The 18,343-nt window shown below is 47.9% G+C and carries 11 protein-coding genes; 10 read left to right on the forward strand and 1 reads right to left on the reverse strand.

Annotated features, from left to right (window positions below):
- Positions 1–29: 29 nt before the first annotated feature.
- From KJS52_RS10010 to KJS52_RS10045, 8 genes are all read left to right on the forward strand, one after another.
- The gene (locus KJS52_RS10010; protein WP_213514625.1) at positions 30–2,351 is read left to right on the forward strand and encodes an AraC family transcriptional regulator; all 2,322 of its coding nucleotides are present in this window, start codon (positions 30–32) and stop codon (positions 2,349–2,351) included.
- A gap of 164 nt (positions 2,352–2,515) precedes the next feature.
- A complete protein-coding gene (locus KJS52_RS10015) occupies positions 2,516–4,708 on the forward strand; it encodes a rhamnogalacturonan lyase (protein WP_213514626.1) in 2,193 nt (730 codons plus the stop codon).
- Between the two features lie 58 nt (positions 4,709–4,766).
- Positions 4,767–8,087, forward strand: a complete 3,321-nt coding sequence (locus KJS52_RS10020) for a glycoside hydrolase family 2 protein (RefSeq protein ID WP_213514627.1) — start codon at positions 4,767–4,769, stop codon at positions 8,085–8,087.
- 134 nt (positions 8,088–8,221) lie between these two features.
- Positions 8,222–9,031, forward strand: coding sequence for an alpha/beta hydrolase (locus tag KJS52_RS10025; protein ID WP_213514628.1), 810 nt, complete (start codon positions 8,222–8,224; stop codon positions 9,029–9,031).
- A gap of 105 nt (positions 9,032–9,136) precedes the next feature.
- Positions 9,137–9,652 carry a MarR family winged helix-turn-helix transcriptional regulator gene (locus tag KJS52_RS10030; RefSeq protein ID WP_213514629.1) on the forward strand — a complete coding sequence of 172 codons (516 nt, stop codon included), beginning with the start codon at positions 9,137–9,139 and terminating at the stop codon, positions 9,650–9,652.
- 189 nt (positions 9,653–9,841) lie between these two features.
- Positions 9,842–12,247, forward strand: coding sequence for a nitrite reductase large subunit NirB (nirB, locus tag KJS52_RS10035; RefSeq protein WP_213514630.1), 2,406 nt, complete (start codon positions 9,842–9,844; stop codon positions 12,245–12,247).
- A 2-nt stretch (positions 12,248–12,249) separates the two neighbouring features.
- Positions 12,250–12,567: a nitrite reductase small subunit NirD gene (nirD, locus tag KJS52_RS10040; protein WP_213514631.1), complete on the forward strand. Its 318-nt coding sequence runs from the start codon at positions 12,250–12,252 to the stop codon at positions 12,565–12,567.
- A gap of 52 nt (positions 12,568–12,619) precedes the next feature.
- Positions 12,620–13,402, forward strand: a complete 783-nt coding sequence (locus tag KJS52_RS10045) for a formate/nitrite transporter family protein (RefSeq protein WP_213514632.1) — start codon at positions 12,620–12,622, stop codon at positions 13,400–13,402.
- Between the two features lie 132 nt (positions 13,403–13,534).
- Here the strand turns inward: KJS52_RS10045 and KJS52_RS10050 are convergent, their stop codons facing one another.
- The gene (locus KJS52_RS10050) at positions 13,535–14,272 is read right to left on the reverse strand and encodes a hypothetical protein (protein ID WP_213514633.1); all 738 of its coding nucleotides are present in this window, start codon (positions 14,270–14,272) and stop codon (positions 13,535–13,537) included.
- A 193-nt stretch (positions 14,273–14,465) separates the two neighbouring features.
- Here KJS52_RS10050 and KJS52_RS10055 point away from each other — a divergent pair, with 193 nt between their 5' ends.
- Both KJS52_RS10055 and KJS52_RS10060 read left to right on the forward strand, forming a co-directional pair.
- Positions 14,466–16,874 carry an S-layer homology domain-containing protein gene (locus tag KJS52_RS10055; protein WP_213514634.1) on the forward strand — a complete coding sequence of 803 codons (2,409 nt, stop codon included), beginning with the start codon at positions 14,466–14,468 and terminating at the stop codon, positions 16,872–16,874.
- Positions 16,875–17,104: 230 nt separating this feature from the next.
- On the forward strand, positions 17,105–18,205 hold the full coding sequence (locus KJS52_RS10060; RefSeq protein WP_213514635.1) for an ankyrin repeat domain-containing protein: 1,101 nt from the start codon (positions 17,105–17,107) through the stop codon (positions 18,203–18,205).
- The last annotated feature ends 138 nt before the right edge of the window (positions 18,206–18,343 follow it).

Below are 18,343 nucleotides of genomic sequence, written 5' to 3' on the forward strand. Positions count from 1 at the left end.
CACTATAATGGCGACGGTTGGTGAATACAATGACTAATTTTTTCAATAAAGGGACGAAGTTTTACCGTCAAAGTCTGTTGATTATTCTTGCCATCGCGGCACTGCCCAGCTTGCTTCTTAGCAGCATTATCTATTGGGGAGCCGGCAGAGAAATTGAACAGGAGCTCCATCAGCTTCACCATCAAAAAATTAATGAGCGCGCGCAAACCATTGACGATATTTTGGCACAGTTGGAGCTGCAATTGGGGCATTGGGCATTTGAGCCGCAATTTGATTATATGCTGGGCGACACTGATTTTAGCAAAGACTTTCAACAAGCCTGGGATATTACGCAAACGTTGATCATTATTCAAAGCACGAGTGAACTGATTGAGCGCGCCGAGCTTTATTTGTCCGCACAAAATGGAAGCGGTATCTTATTTAATCCTGAGCATGGTGTTGTTCAGCCAGAGGAAGTAAATCAACAGTATGCGCAGCTGCTGCAGCGAAATGCTTCTATATACTGGACCAACGACGCAATTGGCGGAACGTCGGGTCATGCGCAGCAGCAGCCGACATTGGCTTTGATTCGCAAAGTACCAGGCAACAGCAGTGAGCCAATCGGTTTTCTAATGGTGCGGATCAACATGGACAAACTGGCGCAGCTGGTGAACACAATGACTCCTTACAATGGCGCCAAAACGCTTGTTGTCGGGCAAGACGGGGAAATGATTATTAGTACCGGAGTTGCTCGGGAGGATGAAGCGCTTATACAGAATATGATTGGCGATATTCATAATCCGGACAAAGAAAGTTCCCTGTACTTTGAAGATTGGAAAGGAACCCGTTATTCAATCTCTTATGGCCACTTTAACCGGATACTCCCGCAATGGGCATACATATCAGCTGCACCGATTCATTCAATAACGACACCGTTGCTTTCTATTTCCAAATTTATGATTATCGTCAGCTTGGTTGGTGTACTCTTAACGATTACGATAGCCTGGCTCGCTTCAAAGCGAATTTATTCCCCGATTGGCAAGCTGGTGAGGATGCTGAGCGGCGACAAGGATATGGTTCCTGACAAAAGAATCGATGAGTTTTCATTAATCAATCAGCGCTGGCAGGACTTGAATAGGGAAAATAAAGCATTGCAGACGAAGCTGAAGCGCGAGCTTCCGAATTTGAAGGAAAGCTTCCTCCAGCAATTGATTCAAGGTTATTTGTACCGTTACTCGAGCAGCGAGCTTATTGACCGCTTCAGTCAATATGGAGGCAAGGCGGAGCAGGCTGTCTTTACGGTCATTTTTGTTCAATTGCTAGGCTTTTCTAATCTCGTAGGGCGCTTCTATAAAGGGGATGAGGGACTGGTTACCTTTGCTGCATACAATATTGCAGAGGAGCTGGCTGGCGATCTGGATCAGACGCATGTTATTAATTTTCATGATTTATCGATCGCCATTCTTGTTGCGGAATCGGGATCGAGCCGCAGGGAACGAGTTTACGGCTTGTGTTGTGAACTGACTCAGGCGATCAATGAGCTGCTGCGCATGCGGGCTACTGTGGTCATTTCCCCTGCTACAGAAGATATTAAGCAGATTGCTGCTCTATTTGACAAAACGAAAGCGGCGATCAGGCACCGAAGCTTTGATAGCGAGAATCAGATTTTGGACATGGAGGAAACGGAGCTACTTGCCGAGCCAGGAAGCATGAATTATCCTTTTGCGATCGAGCGCGCACTTATACAGGCTTTGCGGGCGGGAGAGCAGGATGAAGCGATGCGCCAGCTTGTCCTGTTCGTGGAAAGCATTTCCGTTGAGGGAACGAAGGAAATTGATGTTCAGCAGGGAATGATGCAATTGCTGGCCGGGATTTTGAACGCGGTGTCGCAGGTGGGGATTAACCCGGCTGCTTTAACCAGCGGCATTAATGTATTTGAAGCGCTTTCACAAATTCGCGATTCGCAATCTATTATAGCGTGGTTTAATGAACATATTATTGCCTCCTGCATGCGGGAGCTTGAGAAGAGAACAAATGATCAGGTTAAGAGAATTGTTGAGCGCGCCAGTTTTTATTTGCAAGAGCACTATGCGAAGGACATTTCTTTGGAATCGTGCGCCGATCATACAGGGGTCACCCCTCATTTTCTTAGCAAGGTGTTCAAGTCCGAGCGAGGAATCAATTTCATTGAATATTTGACCGCCTTGCGCATGGATAAAGCGAAGGCTCTATTAAAGGAAACGGATATTATGATTAATGAGATTGCTAATCTGGTAGGCTACCAGCCAAGTTACTTTATTCGCCTATTTAAAAAGCTAGAGGGGGTTACGCCAGGACGCTTTCGCGAACTGGCTCGCAGCAAGGAACAATAACTTTATTTAACGGGGGATTTGCAGGAAAACGGCATAGGGCAAAAAACTGCCATCCCGGCAAAAATGTACAACGCAGCCAAGCGCGCCAGGCAAAAATATCCCATTGCCGGAATTGCAAGGGAGACGTAAGCTGTTCACGGAAGCATTAAAGAAGGAGGATTTGAATGAGTTTGCAGATGGAGCGCTTGAATCGGGGACTTGTCGCAGTTTCCACCTCGGAAGGTATATTTATTACCTGGAGACTGTTGGGACAGGAAGCAAAAGGAGCCGGGGAGCATGGTTTGATCGGTGCGGATTTTTATGTATACCGTGACGAAGAAAGAATAGCTAAGGTCACTGACAGCACTAATTATTTGGACAAGGGAGGCAACAGCAATTCCACCTATTCCGTAGCAGCTATTCTGGATGGTGTTGAGCAAGAGCGCAGCAGCGCCGTTCGACCCTTGAGCCAGCAATACATTGAAATTCCTCTGCAGAAGCCGGCAGACGGAGTGACGCCGACAGGAGAAAGCTATACATATAGTGCCAATGACATGAGTGTCGGCGATGTGGACGGGGACGGAGAATACGAATATTTTGTCAAGTGGGACCCTTCCAATTCCAAGGATGTGTCGCAGCCAGGCTATACAGGCAATGTATATCTCGATTGCTACCGACTAGACGGCACGCTGCTGTATCGGATTGATCTGGGTGTCAATATTCGGGCAGGCGCTCATTATACGCAATTTTTAGTTTATGACTTTGACGGGGACGGCAAGGCAGAGCTGATGTTTAAAACAGCGCCGGGTACGCGGGTAATCTGCTATAAAGACGGGATAGCCATATCCGAGGCTTATATAACGATGCCTGAGGAGGATGTAGAAGCAGGGTATAGCCATGCAGATGATTACCGGATGAGCAGCGCAGATTACTATGAGCATGTGGTGGAGCTGTTCATGCGCTGGCATGAGCACGAAGAGGTCGTTTCCGGCCGCTGGCCGACTACGCTGGAGGAATGCTTCGGACGTTCTCCCGAATATAAGTATCCGTTGTCGCGAGAGGATGCTGTTAGCTTGACGGACTACTTTATGGATGTATACGCCCCAACGCGAAGCGAGCGCAACAAGCTGCGCTGCTTCGAGGGCTTTATTTTGCAGGGACCTGAATATTGGAGCGTATTTCGCGGCGAGACGGGAGAAGAACTGGCAACTGTACCTTACAAGCCAGGACGGCATGATGACGGGCTTATGTGGGGCGATTATTCATGGAACCGTATAGAGCCGGGCAATCGGGTCGACCGCTTTCTGGCGGGGGTCGCTTATTTGGATGGACAGAGACCTTATGCCATCCTGGCCCGTGGCTACTATACCCGGGCAGCTGTTGTCGCATATAGCTGGGATGGACGAGAGCTGAAGGAAAAATGGTTTGCGGATAGCGGCTGGGTGACGATGAATAATCCGTTTGCCGATACGCTGCATGAGCAGGACGGGCGCAGCGAACAGCATGGCGGGCTTGCCGGACAGGGCGCCCATTCGCTGTCAATCGCGGATGTCGATGGTGACGGATATCAAGAAATTGTATATGGCGCGGCAACGCTTGATCATGACGGCAAGCTTCTATACAGCTCTGGCGGTATACTGCCAGAGGGCAGCGCAGCGCCAGGGCGCTATGCCAAGCTTGGTCATGGCGACGCACTGCATGTTGCTGCTATGGATCCGGAGCGGGAAGGGCTACAAATTTTTATGGTGCATGAGCACGGCATCTACGGTCCTTACGGCTGGAGCTTGCGCGATGCTGCTACGGGAGAGGTGCTGCAGGGTGCCTTCGCGACAGATGATGTAGGTCGCGGGATGATCGGCAAGGTAGAGCCCGAGGTGCCAGGCCTGCAAATGTGGAGCAGCGAAAGCCATTTGGCCGAGAATCCTTCCTGTGGACTGCGTTCTGTCAAGGGAGAGTTGCTCAATCTCGCATGTCCAGGCACCAATATGAGCATTAAATGGGCGGCCGACATGACGACCCAAGTGATCGGAGGAACCTTCGACAACCCGGTAACGATCGAGGATTGGAAGCGCGGCACGATGCTGATGGCAGAGGGGACCCGTTCCAACAACGGCACCAAGGGCAATCCTTGTTTGGTGGCAGATTTGTTCGGCGATTGGCGCGAGGAACTGATCGTTCGCACTGCGGATAGCAATGCTATTCGCATTTATATAAGCACGGAAGTAACAGATCGCAAGCTGTATACGCTGATGCATGATCCCCAATATCGAACTGGGGTAGCCTGGCAAAATGTAGTATACAACCAGCCTTGCTATACCAGCTTTTATATGGGAACGGATATGAATTGGGCGAAAGTGCCGATTCCCAAACAACAGTAGACGGCAAATATATGTGACTGAAAGACAGATATGTATCAGAAGGACAGGAGGTTGCAACATGGAGAACAATCAATTAGCGGCGACTACCGAAAGGCTGTCCGCAGCAAGTAAGTCCAAAGTATATAATTTTAACTATCAATGGAAATTTAAGCTTGCAAATGCGTTTCCGCTTGCGGATGCGTTGGAGGCTTGGAAAGACTGCAACGGCCGTTATTTCTATGAGAAGGAATATGTGGAGGAGGACTGGCAAGCAGTTGGTTTGCCTCATACGTACAATGATAAGGATTTGTTCGTCGCGCGCATTGAAGATGCAGGGAGCGGGCAACTTCGAACCTTCTCCTTCTATCGAAAATGGTTCAGGCTTCCTGACAAATATGATGGCAATAAAGTAATGATCGAATTTGAAGGCATTCGACAAACCTGCTACTTATATATTAATGGCAAGCTGGCGGGTTATTACGAAGCCGGAGTAGCGCCTTTTGCATTTGACCTGACGCCCTATATCGAATATGACCAGGACAATGTGATTGCGGTTGCGACAGACAGCACCTCCTCCCGGAATCTGGATTACTTCGTGGCGGAGACGCCTAACCTGCCCGATGCTGAGCCGGGTACGTTTATGACATCCTTTACCGAGCTGGAGCAAATTCCCGAAGCCGCCAGAGGGGTAGGTTATTTTTGGAATTGTAACGACTTTAATCCTTCTGTAGGCGGATTGACTAAAAATGTCCGGCTTCATGTGAAGCCAAAGCTGTATATTACGCTTCCGATCTACAGCAATTTGCAAACAAAGGGCGTTTACATATACGGGTCGGACTATGATATCAAGCAGCGTCAAGCTGTCATTCATACAGAGGCGGAAATTAGAAACGAAACCGGCTTGGAGCAAATCGCAGAATTGCTGTCCGTTATTTACGATCATAGAGGAGAAGAAGTGGGTCGGATGTCTTCGGGTCAGGTGGAGATTGCTGCTTCTTGTCATTTGCCGGAATACCCGCCGTTATCGGTAACACCCAACGATGCTTATCGAAAAACAGGAAATGGATATGTGCCGTCGCCTGAGGATGAGGTTGAGCCTACCGCGACTGAGTCGCTGGAGGTTGCGCTCGTAAAGATGGACGCTTTGATATCGGGATTGCGCTTCTGGTCACCGGATGATCCGTACCTTTATACGGTCCGCACTAATCTGTTGCTCGATGGTGAAGTGCTGGATACAATCGAAACGGTTACAGGATTCAGAAAAGTAAGCTATGATGCGAACCAGGGATTGCTGATCAATGACACCCCTGTCTGGCTTACCGGTTACGCACAGCGCTCATCTAATGAATGGGCAGTAATCGGCATTGCGCCCGATTGGTTGCGCGATCTGGATGCCAAGCTGATACGTGAAAGCAATGCCAACCATATACGATTTATGCACGTTGCGGCCTGTCCCGCAGATATTCGTTCTTGCGACCACTACGGCATTGTATGCACGCAACCTGCTGGAGATAAGGAGCGGGAAAATTTCGGCAGACAATGGGATCAGCGTGTGGAAGCGATGAGGGATATTATCATCTATTTCAGAAATCATCCGTCTATTATTTTCTGGGAGGCCGGCAATAACTCTATCAACAAGGAGCATATGCGGGAAATGCGCTTGCTGAAGGAAAAGCTTGATCCTCGAGGCGGCAGATTTATGGGCTGCCGGACCTTAAGCACGGAAGAAGTGGTGGCAGAAGCGGAGTATGTAGGAACGATGCTGAACCGCCATGCCGGACGTTTTCAATCGGTGAAAATGCCGGTAACAGAGACGGAATATTTACGCGAAGAGTCGCCAAGAAGAGTATGGGACGATTACTCTCCTCCTGATTTCGACTACGATAATTTGTGGTTGGGACTGGGCGGCAGGAAGCAGGTTGGCGGAGATTGCCATGATTTAACGGCGGAGGACTTTGCCTTGTACGCGGCTAAAGCTTATGCGGAGTTTTTCCATGATCGAATGGGCGGGGCTTCAGGTAAAAATCTTTATTCGGCGACGGCTGCATTATGCTGGACCGATTCCGCTCAGCATGGCAGACAAGCGGCCAGTGAAAATGCCAGAATGAGCGGACGAGTGGACCCGGTACGGATTAAAAAGCAAAGCTTCGATGTGTTCCGAATCATCCAGTCGCCTGTTCCAGCGGTGAAAATAATCGGGCACTGGAACTATCCAGCAGAAGATGGCGAAAATTACCGTTACGCGGTAAAAGAGTTTGATGGTACACACTGGAGAAAGACCGGAGCATACCGTTATCGCAATCCGAAGGATAAAACCGTCTACGTAGTTGGAAGTTACGCCATTGCGAAGGTAGAGCTGTACATTAATGATCAGTTGGCAGCAACATGCGATAAGCCGGTGGATACGTTTCTGTTTCCATTCGAGCATATCGATGTTACGAGATCGGGTTCGATTACTGCAAAGGCATTTGATTATAATGGAAATCAGGTTGCAGCTGATACGATTGAGACAGCCTCTGTCCCTGCGAGGCTGCGGTTAACGGCTTTTACGGGAGACAAGGGATTTAGTGCCGACGGTGCGGATATTGCCTACGTCGATGTAGAAGTGGTGGATGAACAAGGACGTCTATGCCCATTGGCTTATGACAGAATTGATTTCAGGATTGAAGGTGAAGGGATTTTTCTTGGAGGCTATAACAGCGGACGCTTTAATGGATATGGAAAGGAAGACAGCGTCATTCATCAGATGCATGTATTTGCGGAGTGTGGGAACAACCGGGTATTTATACGCTCCACCGCCCAAGCTGGCGTAATTCGGCTTACGGCATCAATGAACGGTCTACCGGAGGCTTGCTTGACCCTTTACTCTCAGCCAGTTGGTGCGAGTGCGCTTGCACTGGAGCTTCCGCAGCGGTTGCTGCCGCCTTGCAGCGAGACACTTACGCGGAGCAGCTATCCATTTCAGGCAATCCCGCAAGCGGACGCTGCCAAATATGCTGCGCCGGGCAGCATCTATTGCAAAATCCTTGTTGATGGGCAGGAGCCTGATACCCGCGGCATAATGAGCATATATGATCATGGCAGCATATACAGTCCTATTCTATTCATTCTTGAGCGGATCAAAAATGATCGTCCAGAGCTGTTCGACTATTCCTATGATGCCGAGGCGGGAATTCTTATGTTGAGCTCTAACAAAAAGTGCGTGATTGCAGAGAAGGGGCGCACTCACTTGCTGGTAAATGGGGAAGAGAATTTGTTGAACGGTGAGCCCTATATTCGGCCAGACGGCATATTGATTGTAGAAATCAATGCTGTAATTTCTTACATTAAAGGCATTGTGTCTTATTATGATGATAATGTTCATGTATTTCGGATTGAGCTGCCTCCAAGCAGTGTTTAGTACGTGGTTTATTCGCAAATCAACGATGTAACCGCTTAAATTTTTCATAGACAAGGCGAGCCGCTGATGTTAAAATTGTTTCTACAAGAAACTATTTTGTTTTCTTTGTATACTAAATCAGGAGGCTCATCATGATGAATACAATTGAAACGACTATTTCATCCTTTGACGGCACAACACTATATTTCAGTAAAAATTTGGTCGACAAGCCGAAGGCTGCTGCGGTTATCGTACATGGCTTGTGCGAGCATGCTGGACGCTATGATTACTTGACGGAGAAGCTAAATGGGCGCGGCTTTAACGTGTATCGCTTTGATCATCGCGGCCATGCCAGATCGGAAGGCAAGCGCACTTTTTACAGTGATTTTCACCATATTATCGATGATGTAAATGCTATTGTAGACAAGGCGCTGCAGGAAAGCAGCGGCATGCCGCTCTTTGTCATTGGACACAGCATGGGCGGCTTTGCCTCTGCTTCTTTCGGCACCAAATACCCGGGCAAAGTAAAAGGGATTGTGCTGTCTGGAGCGCTTACCCGCTTTAATACCAAGGTAGCAGGGGAATTGCCGCTGCCGCTTCCATCAGGCACGTATCTTCCGAATGAGCTCGGTAGTGGAGTATGCAGCGATCCTGCGGTTGTATCCGCTTACGCCAATGATCCGCTGGTTGAAAAGCAAATTTCAGTAGATTTGTTCAATAGCCTCGGTGAAGGTGTTGCGTGGCTGAAGCAGCATCCTGCTCAATTTGTTGATCCTGTTCTTGTGCTGCACGGCGCGAATGACGGTCTTGTGAGCGAGTTGGATTCCCGCGAATTTTACGGAGATATTGCCTCTGCCGATAAAACGTTGAAAATTTATGCGCAGCTGATGCATGAAATCTTCAATGAGCCAAGCCGTGATGAGGTGATCGAGGAAGCAATTGCCTGGATGGAAAAGCGAATCTAGTAGAAAAGCAGCGATGAAATCCATTCCCCAATATGGTATGATCCTTGTTATAGACAGGCTTTCACATATGGAGAGGTTGTTACTTCTATCGGGAAGGGATTATCAATGAAACTGGAATGGATGGGGGAGCATCGTGCCCTTATTGAGAAAATCATTAAGTACGGAAATGCTTACTCCAACACGTACAAGCTGCAGCGAAGCTATGGAACAGATGTGATGTTCTCCGCCTCGCAAATTCAGACGCTGGAATATATTTTGGAAGCTGAGGACAAGGATGAAAAGATGTCCGAGATGGCTGCGCGCCTCGGCGTCAGTCGCAGCACCTTTTCCAAAAACGTCAAAAATTTAACGGAAAAAGGTCTGCTGGAAAAATATCATTTAAGCGGAAACCGCAAAGATATTTACGTAAAGCCTTCTGCAAAAGGGCGCGAGGTGTACGAGCAATATACACAATTTGTCCGCAAAATTTGCTTTGATGAAATCTTTCAGTACGCTGATACGATTTCTGAGCAGGACAAGATGAGCTTCATCCGCATTCTCGATCTTTTCGCTGACGTACTGCTCTGGTACGGAGAAAAAGAGCAAGAGCCGCAGCGCAAGCTGATTAAAATTGAAGAGTAGCAGTTGTTAAAAATGAGCAGGCTTAGGGCTACGAACCTCTGAGGCCTGCTCATTTTAACTTTAAATACCCTAACCAACAATCAGGGAATTCCCTAATATACAGATTCAAATCACCCATGGTATATTTAGTGTATGAAATGTGAAATTTATCACAATATAAGTGAAAAAAATCACAACAGGAGGATCGCTATGGGGAGAGAGAAGCTGCTGTTAATTGGCAATGGAATGGCTGGCGTCAGAACGATTGAAGAAATTTTGGAGCGAGACGCCGCGAAATATGAGATTACGATTATTGGGGAAGAGCGATATACGAATTACAATCGCATTATGCTGTCCAATGTGCTGCAAAAAAAGATGACGGTCGATGAGATCATTACGAACCCGATGCAATGGTATAACGACAACGGCATCAAGCTGGTGCACCACGACCCGGCTGTTAAATTGGACACAGACAGAAAGCAAGTGACGACGGCCAGCGGTGCATGCATCGAGTATGACAAATGCATTATCGCCACTGGCTCAAGATCGTTCATCCTGCCTGTCGAGGGTGCTCAGCTGGAAGGCGTGCTCGGCTTCCGCACCATTGACGATACGGTGCAAATGATTGAGCAAGCCAAGCACTACAAGCGTGCTGCGGTTATCGGCGGCGGGCTGCTTGGACTTGAAGCCGCGAAAGGCTTGCTTGATCAAGGGATGGATGTAACGGTTGTGCATTTAGAGAAATGGCTGATGGAAACGCAGCTGAATGAGCCTGCCGGCAATTTGCTGAAGCAAGACCTGGAAAAGCAGGGCATCAAATTTTTAATGGAAAAGCGTACGACCAGATTGCGGGGAACGACACGGGTGGAAGCCGTTGAATTTAGCGACGGCTCTGTGCTTGAGGCTGACCTGGTCATTATGTCCGTCGGAATTCGCCCGGTAACAGGACTCGCCAAGGAAGCTGGACTGAAGGTTGAGCGCGGTATTGTCGTGGATGATTTTATGGCGGCAAGCGCCAGAGATGTCTACGCGGTTGGTGAATGTGCGCAGCACAACAATACAATTTACGGGTTGGTTGCGCCGCTATATGAGCAAGGAAAAGTGTTAGCCGATGTGTTGACGGATCGGCCAACGGAAGGCTACAAGGGCAGCACCGTGTCGACCTCCTTGAAGGTATCCGGCTGTGATCTGTTCTCTGCCGGCATCATTCATGAGCGCGATGCTATTAAAGGAATTGAAGCCTTCAACGGACTGACGAACAGCTACAAGAAGCTGTTTATCCAAAACAATCAAATAGTCGGCATCGTGCTGTATGGAGACACCTCCGAAGAAAATCGCTATTACAAAATGCTGCGCGACAAGCTTGATATTTCCGCTCTCAATCCGGTTACGCTGCTGGCATCTGCTGCTGGCGAGGCTAGCTCGAGCGTGGCCGATTGGGACGATGCCGATACGGTTTGCGGCTGCAACGGCGTGACAAAAGGGACGATTGTCAATGCGATTCACACACAGCAGCTAACCTCAGTCGCTGAGGTGACGCGCTGTACGAAAGCGGGCAATTCCTGCGGCAAATGCAAATCTACGATCGGCGAGCTGCTGACCCATGTGCTGGGAGACAAGGTGACGAAGGCGCCAACAGGCATTTGCGGCTGCACTGATTTATCAAGGGATGAAATCGTGCTGCAAATTCACGAGCAAGGCTTAAAGACGTCGAAAGAAGTATTCCAAGCGTTGAATTTCCGCAATGCCGAAGGCTGCTCCAAGTGCCGACCTGCAATTAACTTTTACTTGAATGTAACCTTTCCGCAGGAGCATCAGGACGAGAAGGAGTCTCGTTTCGTCAATGAACGCATGCACGGCAATATTCAAAAGGATGGCCGCTTCTCGGTTATTCCAAGAATGCGCGGCGGGCAGACGACACCGCAGCAGCTGCTCAAAATTGCCCAGGTGGCAGAAAAGTACAATGTGCCGCTTGTAAAGGTGACGGGTAGCCAGCGCATCGGCTTGTACGGCGTGAAAAAGGAAGATTTGCCTCAAATTTGGGAGGAGCTTGACATGACCTCCGCTTCTGCCTACGCGAAAGCTGTCCGCTCGGTTAAAACCTGCGTAGGCGCGAGCTTCTGCAGATTTGGCACACAGGATTCGATGGGACTGGGCATTAAGCTGGAGGAGCGCTATGAATACATTGATACCCCGCATAAATTTAAAATGGGCGTGTCGGCATGTCCGCGCAGCTGTGTAGAAAGCGGTGTGAAGGACTTCGGCGTGATCGGTGTCGAGAACGGCTTCCAAATTTATATTGGCGGCAACGGCGGCACCGAGGTGAAGGAAGCGCAGCTGCTGACGACAGTAGCGACAGAGCAAGAGGTCATTGATCTATGCGGTGCAATGCTGCAATATTATCGCAAAACTGGCAATTATGCAGAGCGGACTGCGCCTTGGATCGAGCGGCTTGGCTTTGAGCATGTAAAATCGGTGCTGCTTGATCCTGAGCAGAGCAAAGCGTTGCTTGCCGAGCTGGATGAAGCGGTAGCGGGCAAGCGCAATGATCCGTGGACTGAGGTTCGCAACAACGAAAACAGAGAGCAAGAGCTTTATACAGTAGGGAGAGTGTAACGATGACTCAAGTGAAGCAAAAGGTGTTTGTCGCTAATTTTGAGGAGCTGCGGCCGCGCATCGGGCGCGAAATTATGGTGGATGGCAGCAAAATTGCCGTGTTTCGCTTGCTGGATGATCGGGTCAAAGCAATCGGCGGCGTATGTCCGCATAAGCAAGGACCGCTAGCGGAAGGCATTGTCTCTGGCGAGTATGTCTATTGTCCGCTGCATGAATATAAAGTGTCGCTGCTTGACGGCAAGGTGCAGGAGCCGGATGACGGCTGCGTCGCCACCTATGAAACGGCGATAGAGGATGGCAAGGTTTACGTGCTCGTATAGCTTAAAGGCCGGGCAGGAAATGTGTTGCAACTTGGGTGAGGAGGGGTCATCATTGTATAGGCCGAATGTGGAGGCGATTATAGCGGCTGGAATCGCCAAGCGTGATTATATGAAGCGGGAGAAGCTAGGTTATTTTATTGCTACGCTGCTTGCCGGGGCTTATGTCGGCTTTGGCATCATTTTAATCTTTACGTTGGGAGCGCCGCTGGCGCAAGCGGGCTCCCCCTTTCAACCGCTAGTAATGGGGGCGAGCTTCGGGATAGCTTTGACGCTGGTCATTATAGCAGGTGCGGAGCTGTTTACCGGGAATAATATGATTTTTACGATTAGTACACTGGCTGGCAGAACGTCGGTCAAGGATACGCTGCTCAATTGGGCAATTGTTTTTGTCGGAAATTTGATCGGCGCTGTTGTGCTTAGCCTGATCGTAAAAGGAACAGGATTGTTTAATGCTGCGCCGGCCGATCATCTCATCTTTACCGCAGCAGCGAAAAAAATGAGCGCGCCGGTTATGGAGCTGTTTTTTCGCGGCATACTGTGTAACTGGCTTGTCTGTCTAGCGATATGGATGAGCATGAGGCTGAAGGGCGAAGGCGCTAAAATGTTTGCGATATGGTGGTGCTTGTTTGCCTTTATCGCAAGCGGCTATGAGCATAGCGTCGCTAATATGACGCTGCTAAGCGTGGCCATGCTGCTGCCTAATCATCCTGAGGCCATCGATCTTGCAGGCTGGCTGCACAATATGATACCAGTTACGCTTGGCAATATGGTGGGCGGCGTTCTATTCGTCGGCTTGGCTTATTGGCGAATATCTCCTGTCAAGCGAACTGAATAGTCCGCACTGCAAGACTATCAATGGAATTGACTGTTGATCTGTGGCAGTGAAGGGGCTGTTTGAAAAGTGAAGGGCTAGTAGCCAAGGGGAGGGAATGCTTCTCCGATGGCTGCTAAACCTTCACTTTTATTGTTAGTCGACGATCGGCTCAAATATTACCATTTGTCTTTTCCCTATTTTAACTAGTTCAAGCCGTTTGAACTTTTCGTGCTTTAATTTTTGACCTTTATCCGCAATAACTGCCAAGACAGAATGCGAAGGATCTAAACTCTCAAACACATTTGCAAAAAAGTCTGCTAACGGGTCCGGGCTATTGCTTCTCCAAGTAACAATGTCACCATAAGGAAGGTCCGTCATCACTATATTAATTTTATCGGGGATGCTGCTATTATGAGTAGAAGCGGTCACATCGCTTTGAAACGCGCTCACCTGCTCAATATTCGAGTCTGAAATCAACTGGCTTAATCTCTCTGCACTCTCAAGAGCCGAAATATGAGATGCTTTATTGTATAGTTGGATGTATTGTTTAATTTGCTGCTTCCGTTTGTTCAATCCATTTATCGAAAGCAAGGATAAGTTTTTTTCTGCAATCCGGAGTGCATCGTCATTAATATCAGATGCAAAGATGCTTTTAATTTTATCGTGATGAAGCAATCCTATCACGGTAAGCAGGTATGCCCCGCCGCAGCAAGGATCGTATAATGAGTATGGTCCTTTGCTTCCTTTCGCTTCGAGAATTTGAAAGCAGCGTTGAATAATCTCACTTGCAAGCCGCACAGGAAATGACGTTGTTCCATGTGCGTTATACAGCACTCTTCCACTTGCAAAATCTTCATAGCTTGTTTTGTTTGTTTCATAAATATATTTCATAATAAGTTACCTTTCAATTGACTCCAACTGAAATACTCGCTTTCCCTTGCTTTGTCAGTTACTCGCAAGACCGTAATTAGATTGTATGATAAGGAGAATTATTTTTAAAGTGTGCCCGATAACCATGCAACCTTTTACCTATATATTTAGTCTAGTATATGAATTAATTGGTAAATGAAAAGGGGATGATATGGTGAAAAAGGTAATGGTTAAAGCCAGAGCAGTGATGCTTTCAGCAATGTTATTCACAGCTATGATTCCTGCTACAGCATTTGCAAGCAGTACAAGTGAAGGGGCGGATATATCGATGAGTGCCAAACAATCGTCTTCTGATTCAGCAAGCGCTTCTGATTCTGCTCCAGGCAATCAGTCGAACAAGGCCGATACGGTGAAGGCTTCCATCTCCAAAGATAAGGCAGAGGAGCTTGCCAGAAAGTCTGTCAATATTCCGAAGGACTATGCGTTGCAGGGAGCTAATCTGTCGACGGATCGCCTTGTGGACGGCACACGCAATGTTTGGTCGCTAGACTTTGTAAAGCGAGCTAACGGCAAGTATGTTGGCAGCATTTATACCTCGATCAACGCAGACAGCGGTCAGCTAATTGGCTTTAGCAGCTATAACAACAATGCTAATGTAAAGCCGAGCTATCCGCTTAAGGTTGAGCGTGAAGAAGCACAGCAAATCGCGGCTTCCTTTATAAAAGAAATCGCTGGAGACTATGCGGCTCAAGTGGAGCTTAATGAAAACTACGGCGCGCAGCTTCTGCCCGCTTTAACTGGCGAGGTCCGCCATCAATTCCGCTTTGACCGCATCGTAAACAGCATCCCTTTTTTGGATAACTATATTTATGTTTCTGTTGACAGTGAAGGCCATGTCGTTGAATATCAATTCACTTGGGATGACACGATTTCATTCCCTAAAATTACGGATTACATGTCAATGGAGCAAGCTGCTGCCAAGCTTAAAGCAGCAGGTGCGCCACAGCTGTCGTACATCGTGCTTAATAACGGAGAGAGCAAAGGCAAGCCGATTCTAACCTATGAGCTGGCGCCATACGCGATTAATGCTGTTACTGGCGAGAAGCTAAGCGACAATAATTATCGCTATTACAGAGTTCAAGGCGAGGTATCTGAAAGCCCTGTCACCGATAAGCCGCTTGCAGCCAAGCCTCAGTCTGGCTCGATAAAAGAGCAGGAAGCGCTGGATAAGGTTAAAGCAGCATTCAAGCTGCCGGAAGGAGCGGAGCTGGACAATTCCAGCTATAACGAATACACGGACGGGGATTCTGGAGTATCCAGTGAAAGCTGGAACTTTTCCTGGACAATTAAAAAGGATGGAAAAGAAGCAGGCAGCATTAGAGCTACAGTCGATGGCAAGACAGGAGTCGTCTACAATTACAATATCTACTGGCATAACCAGGATTCTGCTGGCACAGATGAGCTCGTTACCCTTGAAAAGGCAACGTCTACTGCGGTTGATACCGTCAAGAAGCAGCTGCCATGGCTTACTCATGAATTGCATGTGATCAAGCCGGATCCGAAGCAATACGAGGATATTCGCTCACTCTCTCGTTCCAGCTACTATATTGGCTTTGCCCATAAAGTGCATGGAGCGAACGTTGATTACGATAGTGTGATCGTGGAAATCGATGTACGTACAGGCGAAGTAAACGGCTTTGAAGCGTATATTCAGCCGTATGCGTACCCGACTGAAGCACCAACTACGATCTCTACTGATGATGCGCTTACGAAATGGATGGACTACTACCGTCCAGAGCTGACTTATAGAGTGGTTAACGAATATTCATGGAATGGTCAGCCAATCCCGCTTGAGAAGTATAATGTGCTGCTGGCATCAGGCGAGCTTGACTCGAACAGCGATGTTGATCGTGAGTCAAAGATCGAGCTGGTGTACCGACTTGCAGCCAAGCCGGTTGACGAGCGCGTTTTCCTTGACGCGACAAACGGACAATGGCGCAGCTACGAGTCAGGCGAGGTGACTCAACTGGAAAGACCAAAAATCACTGACGCTGAAGGCCATTGGGCTCAGCATCAGCTTGAGCTGATGGTTGCTTATAAAGCGCTTGATGTCGTAGATGGCAAGGTTCGGCCAAATGAGGCGATAAAGCGCGGCGAGCTCATTAAAATGCTTGTTATCGCAAAAAGTGGCGGCAATTATGCATATGCCACAGCTGATAGCGGAGCAACCAAAAATGCTTCCTTCAACGATGTTGCAGCGGGTTCAGAATATTTTGCTTACGTGGAAAGCGCGCTGCAGCAAAATCTGATTGATCTTGGCGATGGTTCCTTTAATCCGGAAGGAACTGTAACACGCGAGGAAATGGCAGAGCTGATCGTGCGCGCGCTTGGCTACAATTCGCTTGCGCAGTATGAGGATATTTTTGTAGACAACTTCAAGGACTCATCACAAATTAAAAATAAAGGGCAAGCAACGATTGTTGTTGGTCTCGATATTATGAGCTTGAACAAGGACGGTAAGTTTATGCCGAACAAGCAGGTGCAGCGTGCCGAAGCGGCAACTGCCTTCTTCCGTTACCTGCAAGCTCGCGCTGAATTGCAGGAAGCGCCTTTGCGCATGTAGCGCATCATTTTTTAGCTCAAACATCATATTCATGCTCCTAAAGGATAATTGGTCAGCGGCGGTTTATAAAACCGTCGCTGAATTGCGTTCCGGGCACTTATTGGCTTCAACTGTAGCGTAAAGTGGAGGTTGCCAGTTGCAGATGATCAAAATTAGATTGACCAGCTGCATATGGATCGTTACGATTATAGTAAAAACGCAGCCGAGCAGTCATCTAAAGGAGTGTTCTTATGAGCTTGTTTTCTTTCCTTGACTCCTTCTTTACCGATCTGGGCAAGAAGAATAAAGATCCGTACGTTAAAGAAAAGGAAGCCTTTCACTGGTTTACCAATAAAGGGTACTATGGAGAACAACGGTCAATTGACTCATACTCGTCAATTGAGCTGGAGCTGCTGCTAGTACGAGCAACAACAGAAAACAATGAGCTGGTCATTAAGTATTTACTCAGAAACGGTGTAAATCCTCTAAAAGCCATTTTGCAAACGGAAACAGAAGCCCAGCTCAGCCTCCTTAAGCAAAACGGTGCATCGCTAAAGCATGAGCTGATCGACCCTTCAACCGTTGAAGGGGATAAGGTGCAATACATTAAAAAGCTCATTCGATTTGGCGCCAATCCGAATGCATGTGTAATCGTTAATGAAGGCTATGATAGCGATGCAGCGACAGCGGAACCAGTGAAATTTTTGCCACTAGCATACAGTCTTGATAGCATTGAAGCAGTTAAGTGCTTGCTTGAACACGGCGCAAATCCGCTAGAAACAGATTATACGGGACGGCGGGCGTTAGATTACGCTTTGCTTGCTGCCAGTAGCGAAATTTGCGATTTAATTCTCGCATATGCCAAAAAAAGCGGACAACCGATCGATATAAGCTCGTCACTATTACAACTGATGAAGGCGAAAAAAAGTGTTCGCTCCTCCAATATTAAGGAATTGCTGGCTAAAACAAACTACTTAATTAAGCTTGGAGCAGATGTCAATTATCAAGATAAGCAAGGGGTAAGTGTCATGATGGCCGCCATGTCCAGAAAAGGAATTGCTGCCGTGCAGCAGCTTCTAGTTGAGCATGGTGCAAATTTGGAGCTGAAGGATGCCAAAGGCAGAACGGCTTTAGTACGTGTGTTGAATAAAAAGGATACAGCTGGCTTTGCAACATTGGAGAAGCTTGGCGCCAAAATAAGCAGCAAGGCTAGACAGTACTATGAAGCATTGGTTGAGCAGGAACGCAATTTGGGCTCGGATGAGTATGATGAAACGGCTATGACTACCTCTGAAATAAGAGGAAGAAACGGTCACCAGCTTGCCTATTTCAAAAGCATTCATAAGGAATAATAGCTTAATAGAGAGCAGCTTGAAATAAGAGAGGGCTTGTTCAGATTTTCAGTTTTTACTGACTTTCTGGACATGCTCTTCTTTTTTTGATTCTATTCAAATTTTATCGCTTAATAATATTTAACAACGGTACAAAGT

It is taken from the genome of Paenibacillus montaniterrae (assembly GCF_018403185.1).
Classification (GTDB): domain Bacteria; phylum Bacillota; class Bacilli; order Paenibacillales; family Paenibacillaceae; genus Pristimantibacillus; species Pristimantibacillus montaniterrae.